Consider the following 13,241-nt stretch of genomic DNA (forward strand, 5'->3'; position numbering starts at 1 on the left):
ATAAGCGATGCTAAAAAGAGCTTTTTTAATGCTGTGTGCTGCCGGCACTTTTACCGCAGTGCATGCGCAAACACAATTTACCATAGCGGCTGATAAGGTGAAGGCACACATTCAACCAACCATGTATGGGATATTTTTTGAGGATATTAACCTTGCTGCCGATGGCGGCGTTTATGCCGAATTGGTGAAAAACCGCTCGTTTGAGTTCAATATGCCTTTAATGGGATGGAAGGAACATAAAAAGGACGGCGGTGACGGTCGTACAGAAGTAATAAACCGTGCCGTTGAACGCCCTGAGAATGCGCACTTTATAAAGAGCTATATCACAACTGATGCCGGTTTTTACGGTTTCTCGAATGAAGGCTTTCGCGGGATGGGGGTTAAGGAAGGCGAGGAATACAGCTTTTCGGTGATAGCCAAACAGGAAGGTGATACCAACGTAAAACTGAATATTGAGCTGCACGGCGATAACGATGCCGTTATAGGTAAAGCCGAACTTACGCCAACTGATAAAGAATGGAACCGTTACAGTGTGAAATTTAAATCGGACGCTACAACGCAGAAAGCACAGTTATATGTTTGGATGAGCGGTAAGGGCGTAATCGACCTCGATATGATTTCGCTATTCCCCGAGCACACCTGGAAAAACCGCCCGGGTGGCCTGCGTGCCGACCTGGTACAGCGATTGGCTGATCTTAAGCCCGGTTTTTTACGTTTCCCCGGTGGATGTATTGTTGAAGGCCGCGAGTTGAGCAACCGCTATCAGTGGAAAAAAACTATCGGCGCGGTTGATAAACGCGAGAATATCATTAACCGCTGGAATACCGAGTTTAAACACCGTCCAACGCCTGATTATTACCAAACTTTCGGTCTGGGCTTTATGGAGTATTTCATGACTGCCGAGGATATTGGCGCTTCGCCCCTGCCTATCCTGAATTGCGGTATGGCCTGCGAATTCAACACCGGTGAGCTGGTGCCTTTGGATAAACTTGATCCTTACGTACAGGACGCGCTCGACCTGATTGAGTTTGCCAATGGCGATGCCAGCACCAAATGGGGCAAGCTGCGTACCGATCTCGGTCACCCGGCACCATTTAATTTAAAAATGATCGGTGTGGGTAATGAACAATGGGGCCCGCAATATATCGACCGCTGGAAAATTTTCACTAAAGCTATCAAAACTAAATACCCGGATATCAAGATTGTATCTGCTTTAGGCCCATCGCCTGATGGTAAAGAGTTTGACCTGTTAAATAAAACATTCCGCAGTTTAGGTGCTGATATTTTGGATGAGCATTATTATGCGCCTTCAAAATGGTTCAGGGATAATGCCCGTCGTTATGATAACTATGACCGTAAAGGTCCTAAGATCTTCGCCGGTGAATATGCCGCGCAAAGTAAATCAACCGTAAATCCCGATAACAAAAACAATTGGGAGTGCGCATTATCTGAAGCGGCCTTCATGACCGGTTTGGAGCGTAATGCCGATGTGGTGAACATGGCTTCATACGCCCCGCTTTTTGCTCATGTGGAAGGCTGGCAGTGGACACCAAACCTCATCTGGTTTGATAACCTGAAAAGTTATGCCACACCAAATTACTATGTGCAGCAACTGTTCTCCATTAATAAAGGAACAGACGTAGTACCGCTTACATTGAATAACGAAGCTGTAGCCGGGCAAAATGATAGCTATGCTACCGCGAGTTTGGACAAGAATACCAACGAACTGGTGATCAAGTTTGTGAACACCGGCACATCAGCGCAAAACGTGAGCTTTAAAATTACAGGTTCGAAAGGTTATCAGAAACAAGCGACAGTTACAACACTGAAATCCGATAATAAGGATGCTGAAAACTCATTGACCGCACCAACGGCAGTTAGCCCTGTTGAAAGCAAGATTGATATTTCGGGCAATACTCTGAAGCTGGCAGTTGAGCCATACTCGTTTAAAATAGTAAGGCTTAAAAATAAATAGCCTTGAAAAATATCCTATTGATCATATCCTTATTGTTCCCGGGCATTTTCTGCAATGCCCAGGAACTAAGGACTAATATATCGGTACACGACCCGGTAATGACCCGGCAGGATAGCACATATTATATCTTTTGTACGGGTAACGGCATTGCTATGTGGTCGTCGGCAGATAGGATACACTGGAAGGCCGAGAAACCGGTATTTGCTGCACCTCCGCAATGGGCTCTTGACGCTATTCCTGGTTTTAAAGGCCATATCTGGGCCCCGGATATTTCGTTTTACAATGGATTGTACTACCTGTTTTACTCGGTATCGGCCTTTGGCAAAAACACTTCGGCCATAGGTGTAGCAACCAATACTACATTACATACCAATGATCCGGCATATAAATGGATTGATCATGGCAAGGTGATTCAATCAATCCCCGGCAAAACCAACTGGAATGCCATCGACCCCAATTTAATTACGGACAAAGACGGCACGCCATATTTGGTTTTTGGCTCATTTTGGGATGGTCTTAAACTGGTGAAACTGAATAAAGACAGGTTGAGCGTAGCAGAGGACCCTAACAACATCCCGACCATTGCTACACGTCGAAAAGCGGCATCAGAAAATCTACTAGCTGTTGACGGTAACCCTGTTGATGCCGGTGGTAATGCCATTGAAGCACCGTTTATTTTTAAACACGATCAATACTTTTACCTGTTTGCCTCGATAGATTATTGCTGCAAAGGACCGAAGAGTACTTACAAAATGATTATCGGTCGCTCGAAAAAACTAAAAGGGCCATACCTGGATAAAGATGGTATTGCTATGGATAAAGGCGGAGGCAGTATCCTGCTGGCCGGCGATAAGGATTGGTACGGTGTTGGACATAACGGTGTAAGCACCTTTGACGGCGCGGATTACATTATTTTTCACGGCTATGATGCAGCTGATAGAGGGATTTCGAAGTTGAGGATAGAGAAGCTGGATTGGGTTGATGGATGGCCGGTAGTGGGGAAATGAATTAATTAACCTGAAAAACAAGGTAGAGCCGTGCGATTCCCCCTGGGAGCATAGCCGTCAACTTAAGGAATAAAAAGCGGGGAAGGTGCGATTCCCCTCTTGAGAGGGGCGGAGGGGTGTGTCTCTGCTTTGATAAGCCTACAGCAGAAACACACCCCTGCAGCCGCTCGTCCCTCCGCGCCCCCTCTCGAGAGGGGATTTTGTTCAATAGCTGCTTAAGTTGACGGCTATGCCCATGTGTAGAGAAGGATTTCGTCAATATAAAAAGCGTAGAAACCCCTCCCTGCCACCGCACTTATCGGCCGCACCCCTCCCAAGGGAGGGAATTGGAAAAGGAGCACAGGCCTGTTGGTCGGTGAATTTAAATCGATTACAATATGAAAATATCACAATACCTCATCGCAATAGGCCTGGCACTTGGCAGCCTGACACATGCCAATGCCGTAGCCCGAGATACCATCATTCACGCCGATGGCAACCCGATTATCAGGCATAAGTTTACTGCCGATCCGGCGGCTATGGTTTACAAGAATAAGGTATACCTGTACACCGGACATGATGAAGCTGCTCCCGGTCATAACGGCTATACCATGCACAACTGGACCTGCTTCTCTTCATCGGATATGGTAACCTGGCAGGAGCATCCTGTACCAATGAGCATTAAAGACTTTGCATGGGCCAAGGCCGATGCCTGGGCTTCGCAGGTGATTGAGCGGAATGGTAAGTTTTATTGGTATGTAGCTGTTGAACACAGCACTATTCCCGGTAAGGCGATAGGGGTGGCAGTGTCTGATAGCCCTACCGGGCCTTTTAAGGATGCGCGCGGCAGTGCTTTGGTTACCAATGATATGACGAAAGCCGTTAAGCATTCCTGGGATGATATTGACCCAACAGTTATTATTGATAAAGACGGGCAGGCCTACCTGTTTTGGGGAAATGGCATTTGCTATTATGCTAAACTTAAAAGCAATATGACCGAGCTTGACGGCGAGATTAAAACGATTACCCTGCCGCATTATACAGAAGCGCCGTGGATCCACGAGCGTAACGGCTGGTATTATCTTTCATATGCCTATGAGTTTCCCGAAAAAATAGCGTATGCTATGAGCCGGAATATCAATGGCCCGTGGGAATATAAGGGGATCATTAACGAAATAGCTGGAAATTCCAATACCAATCACCAGGCTATTATTGAGTTTAAAGACAAATGGTATTTTATATATCATAACGGAGCGTTAGTGCCTGATGCGGGCAGTTTTCACCGTTCCGTTTGCATCGATTATTTGTATTACAATAAAGATGGGAGCATTAAGAGGGTGATAATGACCAGCGAAGGGGTTAAGCCGGCCAAATAATTAGTCCCACTCAAGCCTTCCCCGGGTAGGTAGGGCTTTAAGGTTGTCCTGACATGATAGTCCAAAGGGCGAATTATTCCGGTTGATAAATACATAATTTGATGAAAAGTAATTTTACCAATTATTTTACTGATATTGCATTGCTGAAGCAATATGGCCTGTAACCAGTTGGCTATGATTGCTTTGGTAAGAAACCAATTATAACAAAATATGATCATTAAAAATGTTTACTTATTACTTGCCGGACTTTTATTGGCCGGTTTTACTTCATGCAAAAAGAAAGAAGTTTTGCCGGGTAATTCCGGGAACCGTTCCCGGTGATACGGTGGTAAACACCGGAAAGGCGTTGCCGGCGGGTGCAAAAGACGGGGTTACCTTTATCAATTCGGGTAAATCGGTAATTTTTAACCTGTATGCGCCGGGCAAAAAATCCGTATCAGTAACAGGTGATTTTAACGGTTGGGATGTAAATGACACCGAGGCCGTGATGAACAACACGCCCGATGGCAAACGCTGGTGGGTACAAATAGATAACATCGATCCCGCTGCTGAATATGGTTATCAGTTTTATATTGATAAATCATTGAAGGTAGCTGATCCATATACCGAAAAGGTGCTTGACCCTGATAACGATTCATACATTTCTTCAGATACCTATCCCAACTTAAAAAAGTATCCAACCGGGAAAACTACCGGTAATGTAAGCGTTTTTCAGGCCAATCAGCCTGCGTATAGCTGGAAAAACACCAGCTTTACCCGCCCCGATAAAAAGAACCTGGTTATTTATGAATTATTATTACGAGATTTTATTGATGCCCATAACTATCAAACCCTTACAGATACTTTGAAGTATCTCTCAAACCTGGGTGTTAATGCTATTGAACTGATGCCTTTTAATGAGTTTGAAGGTAATCTTTCATGGGGGTATAATCCGTCTTTTTATTTTGCGCCTGATAAATACTACGGCACCAAAAACGCCTTGAAAGCTTTTATTGATGAGTGCCACTCGCGGGGTATAGCGGTGATCCAGGATATGGTGCTTAATCATTCCTTTGGCCAATCACCAATGGTACAGATGTATTTTAATACAACAGCAGGTAAACCTGCGGCCAACAATCCCTGGTATAATGTGGATCCAACGCATCCTTACAATGTCGGTTACCAGTTTAACCATGAAAGCGCCGACACTAAATATTTTGTAAAAAACGTGCTCAAATTCTGGATGACGGAGTATAAGATAGATGGTTTCCGCTTTGATCTTTCAAAAGGTTTTACCCAGGTTAACTATGGAACGTCTGATGCAGCCGTGAACGCATGGAGCCAATATGATGCCAGTCGTATAGCCATCTGGAAAGATTATAACAACTACATCAAAAGCATCGATAATAATAATTTCTACGTAATACTGGAACATTTTGCGGCTAACCAGGAAGAAAAAGAACTGGCCGGCGAAGGCATGATGCTTTGGAACAACCTGAACTATAATGCCAATGAAGCTACTATGGGCTGGCTAACCAACTCCAATTTTCAGGGTTTGTTTTATGATCAGCATACGTTTACGCAGCCGTATAACCTGGTAGGCTATTTTGAAAGCCATGATGAAGAACGCCTGCAGTTTAAAAATGAAAGTTATGGCAATGCGGTTGGCAGCTACAATGTAAAAGATAAAAACACAGGGTTGGCGCGCGAAGAAATGGCAGCCGCGTTCCTGTTTTCGGTTCCGGGGCCTAAGATGCTATGGCAGTTTGGGGAGCTTGGTTATGATGTAAGTATTAACCAGGGGGGCCGTACCAGCAATAAACCCATCTACTGGAACTATAATACCGATCCTAACAGGAGGCATTTATATGGTGTTTACGCTAAAATGATTAAGATGAAGGAAAAGAACGCTGTATTTGCCTCAACCAATTCTACTTATGACCTTGCCGGCCCTATTAAAACTATACAGTTAAAAGATGCAAGCGCGAATGTTGAGGTGGTTGGTAATTTTGACGTGGTGCCGCAAACCGGCAATATCAGCTTCCCGGCTACCGGAACCTGGTACGATAACATTACCAAAACCAGTATAAGTGTAACATCATTGCAATATTCCATGACGCTGAAACCCGGCGAATATCATGTTTACAGCAGTGTTCCTTTACAGCAATAACGAGGTTAAAACACTAAGTGTTAAGGCTTCCGGGAGTTGATAAATGCTGTTTTTACGACGTAGTTTTCAACAGGGAATTACACTTCCGAAAACTTTAAACGTGTAATGGCCTTATTTTTAATTGATTGTTAATAATTAATGTTACCTTTGTAGTAATTAAATAAAAATATAATGCAAGGAACAGTAAAATTCTTTAATGAAACCAAAGGTTTCGGATTTATTACGCCAACTAATGGTGGTGCCGAAGTTTTTGTACACGTATCAGGCCTGATCGACACTATCCGTGAAAACGATAGCGTTACCTACGATGTAGAGCAAGGCAAAAAAGGCTTAAATGCGGTGAATGTAAAAGTAGGTTAAACTATCAATTATATAAAAATCGTACAGCATCTGTTCAGCAATGGGCAGATGCTTTTTTTATACAATAAAAAAAGCCTAACGTATGCTATAAAACAGCTCCGTTAGGCAATAATTATATTCAACAGGGGAGTTTTCCTAAAAAGGCTTTACCATCTGCACTAAGGCATCAATAAATTTAGGTGCATCATTCAAACTCTCAACCAGTTGCACATGCTCACCGCCGAGGGCTTTAAATTCGTCACCATATTCGGTAGTTACTTCATATACGGTTTCAAGGCAGTCGGCTACAAAGGCGGGACAAAATACCAGGAGACGTTTTTTACCTTCACCGGCCAGTTTGGCTACAATTTCGCTGGTGTAAGGCTGCACCCATGGGTCGTTGCCCAGGCGCGATTGAAAGCAGATGGTATATTTCTCTTTCGGAATGCCCATTTTTTCAGCTATCAGTTTCGCGGTATGGTGCGATTGTGCCGAATAGCAAAACCTGTTGGCATCAGTAAGCGTTTCACAGCAGCCTGCAGATTTAAGGCAGGTATTATGAGTATGATCGGCTTTAATCAGTTGCCTTTGCGGCAGTCCGTGAAAGCTAAATAAAACATGATCGTACGTTTCAGGATTATATTTTTGAGCGTTATCAGCAAAAGTTTCAATCATCAGCTCATTATCATGGAAAGAGTTGATGAACGTAATATTTGGCGATGTTGGCCATTTGCCAATAATGTCCATCACCTTTTCATAAACAGACCCGGTACTGGCCGAAGCATACTGCGGAAACAAAGGGATTACCTGGATACTTTCAACGAGGGCTGCCTTCAGTTTCTCCAAAGCCGATTCGATAGAAGGGTTTTGGTAACGCATAGCCAACTCAACCATATAGTCATTGCCAAGGCGCTGTTGCAAGGCCCGCTGTTGTAAAATGCTGTAGTGTAACAGCGGTGAGCCTGTTTTAGGATCCCAGATGGCTTGGTACAATTTGGCCGATTTAGGCGCCCTGAACGGAACAATAAGGCCTTTAACTAAAAGGGTGCGTGAAATGGCCCCGATATCAATAACCCGCGGATCCATCAAAAATTCATTTAAATAACGCTTTACATCTGCTGTGCTGGGGCTATCGGGGGTGCCCAGGTTAACCAGTAAAATTCCTTTTTTAGCCATAACTGTAGGCGCAAAAATAGCAAAAAATGCCCCGTAAGTTATGACGGTGGTCACAATTTACAAATAAATGAGGTGTAAGGTTTATTTATTCCCTGTCACAGTATACTCCCGTTATTATAGGGGACGAAGCAATCTCCAGCTTTGCAGGGAGATTTGCACGATTACCTGTCTGTTTGGGGGATTGTTTCGTTTTTTTATTATGATGTGATTGTAATGTGTTGATTATTAGGGCTTTTTTGAATGGGTTTCATGATATGGGCGTTGCCTGCGGCCCGGGCTTTACGCTGCAAATCCTCGCCTTGTCTGTACGCACTGAGGCCTGCACAAGGCTGTGGGTTTTCCGCTGCAATCCCTAACGCTGCCCCGCGCAACATCCCTAAATATATTTTATGTGTCATTACGGTTTTTTTCCGGGCTTAATATTAGATACAATGGCGAACTGCGGGTTATAGATTGATCAATCTCTACTTTTCGGCAACGGGGCTTTCCACAGCCTCCACCACGGTACACCCGGCGATTCATGGTGCTCATAATGATAGCCAAAAAAATAGCAGCTAAAAAATGCAGCCAAATGATTACGGCGCTGGCTCCGGGCAAAGTGCCGGTTATTGTGTTCGCCTTTATGGGGCTGATATGTACCGAAGTAAAATAACTGTAATGTGCTCAGCAATGATGGTACAACCCAAAACATAATGAGGTTTGGCTGTGGGATCCAGATCTTCAGGATATTGAATACAACAGCCATCACCACAATTTGCCATATGGACAGGTAATTGCGGATAAATTGCACATACCATGCAAAAAAGCTGCCCTGATGATAGTCCGGATCTTCATGTGTATGTACGTGGCTATGGTGTTTGTGATGTTTGGTGTACAATTGCGGGTACCAGAACGAGGCATATAGGAACGTGCTGAGGTAACCCACAAAGTTATTTAAGCCCTTATCAGGCGAAATTGTACCATGCATAGCATCATGTGCGGTGATGAACAGCCCGGTATAAAGGTGCATTTGCACCAGCATCAGTACATAAACAAGAGGATTGCCGAAGCTGAAATGCCATTGCATCAGCAATGTAATGCTTGTTGCCCAGCAGCCAATTACCAGCGCGGCCACAAATAAACCAATATTTGACGGACTTTTTTGCATGTTACCTATTACAGCAAAAAGCGTGCTGTTAAAAGCTTTCTATAGCGGCTTTTACTTTCTGCATCAGCCACATGGGGGTTGACGTTGCACCGGCAATACCAATGGTATCATTTGGCGCAAACATGTTTTTATCCAGTTCGTCGGTTGAGGATATGAAGTAAGTATTGCGGTTGTGCTTGCGGCATACTTCATACAATACCTTACCGTTTGAAGATTTCTTGCCCGATACAAAAACAATCTTATCAAAGCGCGTTGCAAATTTGGGCAGGTCTTTATCCCGGTTACTTACCTGGCGGCAAATAGTATCATTAGCCTTAAGGGCGTAGCCGCGTGAAATAAGCTCATCTTTAACCGAGTAGAATTTATCCATACTCTTGGTGGTTTGGCTATACAACGTAATGTTGTGCGGCAGTTCTACATTGTCAAGCTCGGCAATATCCTGGAAAACTATCGCTTCATCATTGGTTTGTCCCTGCAGGCCAACCACTTCTGCGTGACCGTGCTTGCCAAAAATCAGGATCTTCTCGTTCGAGTCATATGAGGTTTTGATGCGGTTTTGTAGTTTAAGCACTACCGGACATGAGGCATCAATAAGGGTGATGTTATTCTCTAAAGCCGTACGGTAGGTGTCGGGAGCTTCACCATGGGCACGGATGAGCACCTTTTCATTACGGAGATCTTTAAGCTGGCCGTGTTCAATGATACGCAGGCCTTTTGCTTTAAGGCGTTCAACTTCCTCGTCATTATGCACAATATCGCCAAGGCAGTACAGGTAGCCATCTTCTTCTAAAATCTCCTCAGCCATATCAATGGCATAAACCACCCCAAAGCAAAAGCCCGAATCCTGGTCAATAGTAACCTTTAACTGATAATCTCCCATGGTGCTGCTAATTTACGGCAAAAATAACCGTTGATTGTAATGATTGCGTTGATTTTGATGATTATTATATCACTAAATAGTTGATCCCTTAGCTCAATACATCAAATTCAAGACAGCAAAAAATATAAATTGTGCAATCAGTAATGCCGGACCAACAATAGCTTGCCGCTTAAATTTAAACTGCTCAAATATAAAAAGCAGCAATGCACTCAGCGCAAACCAGCAAACATAGTTTTTAAACGGAACGCCGGCATCCAGCCAGTGCCAGTAATCAAAATGTATGGCAATGGGCTCAATCAGTACATCGAGCAAGGTAAGGACCATAGATCCCGTAAATATCCTTACCCAGGTATTTTGAAGCCTGCTTCGCTGCAGGATAACCCCCGCGGCATAGATCAGCAGGAACCAATTTACCCCGATCATCAGGGGGATTTCAAATAGTTTGATGCCAAGTGTGCTGCCATACTGATAATGCCCGAAGAGCCAACCGGTATGTACACCGATATATTCGGCCAGGAAGCCGATGCCGAAGGCGGTCAATGCAAACAGCAGAAACCTGCTGTCAAAATTGTCATAACTATAAACGATAATCCCAAGCATCAATAGTAAATGCCATGGTACCAGGGTTATAAATAATACGGTTAATGAGGGGATAATAAAGCCTGCCAACCCTACCAAATGAAACAGGAAAATAACTATGATACAGATCTTGTTTTTTGCCCGGACAGAATTATCGGATGCTATGGGTCTCAAATTTTTCGCCCTTTCCACATCGTGGTTTTGGTAAGATACCTTTGGATGGATAAAACAGCCACAATCAGCAGGCTAAACATTTGAGCAGGATGTAAAAGGATGTTATACTCCGCTTTTTGACCGGCCGAAAGGGAGATCATGATCCGCGTAAGAAAAATAAGGCCTGCGGTAAAAAGTATCAGCGGCATGTTCAGGGTTGTCAGGATAATCAGCGGACCGGCAATAGTGATGGTAATGTACACCAAAAAACCAATGATGCTGTAGTTAAACGCCGCCAGGAAATTTTTACTGAACCCGTTTATAGCTTCGCCATAGCCCCGGTACATGCGGCAGCTGATCATGCCGTTGGCCAGCAGTGCCTCACCATTATAACGCTCTGCTTTTATGAGGCGCATGATCTCCACGTCTTCCACCACCTTGTTTTTTACCGCTTTGTGCCATTGGTGTTTATGATAAATGGCAGCATCAAACAACATAAACTGCCCGCTGGCGGCTGCTACTGAGGCGTTTTTTAATATATATACCAGGCGTAAAGGCAGCAGGTTTAGCAATATGAAATGCATGAGAGGTACTACCAGGTTCTCGCCAAAGGTAAGCATGGTTTGATTGCTGAACAGGCTTAGTAAACCCAGCTGGTGCAAATGCATACGGTGTACCGCGCTGTTGATAAGGCGGTTACTAACTTGTTCGTCAGCATCCAAAAACAGCAGGTATTTACCATCGGCCTGTTTAGCCATTTGATGGCAGGCGTAATTTTTTCCCATCCAGCCATCCGGTAATTTACCTCCCTTTAACACCCTGAAATGAGGGTGACCGGCGGCAAATTCAGTACAAACCTGATAAGTATCATCGCTTGAATCATCGTCATAAATAATAACCTCGTAGTTGTTATAATCTTGCTGATGAATGGAATTTAACAGGGTTAATATGTTTTCGGCCTCGTTACGTGCAGGGATCAGGATAGAAACTTTATCCGAATAATACCGCCCTATATGGGGCAGCTTAGGGTTGGAGATATAATTGAATAGCGTTACCGCAAACCTGAGTATGATAAAAAAGAGGGTTATTAATATAGCTATGGTCACTTTTTATATATCAAATTCGGTTTGCAGCGCTTTGGAGGCTTCATAATGCCTTTGGTAAGCCTCTTGTAATTTACTTATGCTTTTACCGGTGTAATTTTCTGGTTCGTTTTTTAAATAAACGGTTGCCGTTGCCTTTTTATGTTTAAAGTACTGAATAAAAGTTGAAGCAAAAACGAGCTGGAAATTCCCGTTTGCTTTTTCAATGATCCTCATAACCCCCTTTTCAAAGTTTATGCTGGTAACAAAGTTAGCATACAGTTTGCCCTGCGGAAACATCAAAACCAAATTTGCGGGATCGGTAAGCAATCCGGCAGCATAGTCAAGTGATTGGATGATACTTTTTGAATCTTTTTTTACCGAAAAAGCACCTACATATTTCAGGAAGCGCTCGTTACGGGCAGTCTCTTCCAGGATCATGACATGTAACTTTTTCTTCAGCAATTTATCGTTTACGCAATATAATATCAACCCATCCCAAAAACTAAAATGGTTGCCTATCAGCAGCACCGATTTGTTTTTATCAATCACAATATCGTTAAACAATAGTTCATGAAACGTTTTGCCAACTATCCATTTAATATAATAATGGACAATACGGTTCATGAAAAAGTTTTCTTTATTGCGGATCATATTTTACACGAATGTATTGCATGTCGGCTACAATTTTATCGAATTACACGAAATTTGCTGATGGCTTATCAAATGGAATTAGCACCAATTCGAAACAATTCAGGAAATTAGTGTCAATTAATTAGTGCTCCATATTGATCTGGTTCTTCAACGCTTGCTGATGCGCGTTATTAATGTTCTCCTTCAACTGCTCAAAACTAAGTTCGCCGGCAACACCTAAATCAAACAAATGAACATAGGCACGGGGCTTCAGGCTTTCAAAGTAATCGATCAGGGTACAATGATAAACCACCTGACAGGGGCCTTTTATCTGTCGCATCAGTTTATAAACACCGGTTTCAACACGGATATGCGTTTCATGGTTTGAATAGAGCTCGCCCTGTGGAAATATCACGATGAGGTTATCAGGATCATTTAATATCCCGGCCGAGTAACTGAGCGAGTCGAGTATTGCCCTTGACCCTTTTTGAATGGAGTAAGCACCAATGTACCGAAAATAACGATGCTGATCGAACTGGTCCTGCTGCATCATGATGTAGAATTGCTTTTTAAGATCATAAACAGCTGTCCGGTTAGCAATGAAACCATCCCACCAGCTAAAATGATTGGTCAAAAGCAATATTGAATGGCCCGGGCGTGGCTCAAAGGGCTGTACATTAACCTCTTTAAAATTACGACCGATCCACCATTTTACGCAACGGATGAATAGTTTACTCCAAAATTTCTTTTTACGCGAAGGTACCAT

At 43.5% G+C, this 13,241-nt stretch carries 12 protein-coding genes; 5 read left to right on the forward strand and 7 right to left on the reverse strand.

All coding sequences use genetic code 11. From position 1 onward, the window contains the following. Nucleotides 1–7 precede the first annotated feature (7 nt). The 5 genes from ABID99_RS01845 to ABID99_RS01865 all read left to right on the forward strand — a co-directional run bounded on the left by ABID99_RS01845 (nucleotide 8) and on the right by ABID99_RS01865 (nucleotide 6,846). Nucleotides 8–1,975 carry an alpha-L-arabinofuranosidase C-terminal domain-containing protein gene (locus ABID99_RS01845; protein ID WP_373612675.1) on the forward strand — a complete coding sequence of 656 codons (1,968 nt, stop codon included), beginning with the start codon at nucleotides 8–10 and terminating at the stop codon, nucleotides 1,973–1,975. A 2-nt stretch (nucleotides 1,976–1,977) separates the two neighbouring features. Next, a complete protein-coding gene (locus tag ABID99_RS01850) occupies nucleotides 1,978–2,982 on the forward strand; it encodes an arabinan endo-1,5-alpha-L-arabinosidase (RefSeq protein WP_373612676.1) in 1,005 nt (334 codons plus the stop codon). 377 nt (nucleotides 2,983–3,359) lie between these two features. Further along, on the forward strand, nucleotides 3,360–4,337 hold the full coding sequence (locus tag ABID99_RS01855; protein WP_373612677.1) for a glycoside hydrolase family 43 protein: 978 nt from the start codon (nucleotides 3,360–3,362) through the stop codon (nucleotides 4,335–4,337). A gap of 223 nt (nucleotides 4,338–4,560) precedes the next feature. Next, nucleotides 4,561–6,486 (forward strand): alpha-amylase family glycosyl hydrolase, encoded by a 1,926-nt coding sequence (locus tag ABID99_RS01860; protein ID WP_373612678.1) that lies wholly within the window; start codon nucleotides 4,561–4,563, stop codon nucleotides 6,484–6,486. A 168-nt stretch (nucleotides 6,487–6,654) separates the two neighbouring features. Next, nucleotides 6,655–6,846 (forward strand): cold-shock protein, encoded by a 192-nt coding sequence (locus tag ABID99_RS01865; protein ID WP_090528875.1) that lies wholly within the window; start codon nucleotides 6,655–6,657, stop codon nucleotides 6,844–6,846. Between the two features lie 135 nt (nucleotides 6,847–6,981). On the opposite strand, the gene hemH is transcribed toward ABID99_RS01865, so the two are convergent. The 7 genes from hemH to ABID99_RS01900 all read right to left on the reverse strand — a co-directional run bounded on the left by hemH (nucleotide 6,982) and on the right by ABID99_RS01900 (nucleotide 13,241). Further along, nucleotides 6,982–8,001 (reverse strand): ferrochelatase, encoded by a 1,020-nt coding sequence (gene hemH, locus ABID99_RS01870; protein WP_373612679.1) that lies wholly within the window; start codon nucleotides 7,999–8,001, stop codon nucleotides 6,982–6,984. A gap of 457 nt (nucleotides 8,002–8,458) precedes the next feature. Continuing rightward, a complete protein-coding gene (locus tag ABID99_RS01875; protein ID WP_373612680.1) occupies nucleotides 8,459–9,148 on the reverse strand; it encodes a fatty acid desaturase in 690 nt (229 codons plus the stop codon). Between the two features lie 28 nt (nucleotides 9,149–9,176). Further along, a complete protein-coding gene (locus ABID99_RS01880) occupies nucleotides 9,177–10,028 on the reverse strand; it encodes a 4-hydroxy-3-methylbut-2-enyl diphosphate reductase (RefSeq protein WP_188833361.1) in 852 nt (283 codons plus the stop codon). 93 nt (nucleotides 10,029–10,121) lie between these two features. Next, nucleotides 10,122–10,781 carry a carotenoid biosynthesis protein gene (locus ABID99_RS01885; RefSeq protein ID WP_373612681.1) on the reverse strand — a complete coding sequence of 220 codons (660 nt, stop codon included), beginning with the start codon at nucleotides 10,779–10,781 and terminating at the stop codon, nucleotides 10,122–10,124. Continuing rightward, complete coding sequence (locus tag ABID99_RS01890) at nucleotides 10,778–11,866, reverse strand: glycosyltransferase family 2 protein (RefSeq protein ID WP_188833359.1); 1,089 nt, start codon at nucleotides 11,864–11,866, stop codon at nucleotides 10,778–10,780. Before ABID99_RS01890 ends, ABID99_RS01885 begins: the two co-directional genes overlap by 4 nt. A 3-nt stretch (nucleotides 11,867–11,869) precedes the next feature. Then, nucleotides 11,870–12,496: a 1-acyl-sn-glycerol-3-phosphate acyltransferase gene (locus ABID99_RS01895; RefSeq protein WP_373612682.1), complete on the reverse strand. Its 627-nt coding sequence runs from the start codon at nucleotides 12,494–12,496 to the stop codon at nucleotides 11,870–11,872. Nucleotides 12,497–12,617: 121 nt separating this feature from the next. Then, a complete protein-coding gene (locus ABID99_RS01900) occupies nucleotides 12,618–13,241 on the reverse strand; it encodes a lysophospholipid acyltransferase family protein (protein WP_112652761.1) in 624 nt (207 codons plus the stop codon).

The organism is Mucilaginibacter sp. OAE612, assembly GCF_041806395.1.
GTDB classification, from domain to species: domain Bacteria; phylum Bacteroidota; class Bacteroidia; order Sphingobacteriales; family Sphingobacteriaceae; genus Mucilaginibacter; species Mucilaginibacter rubeus.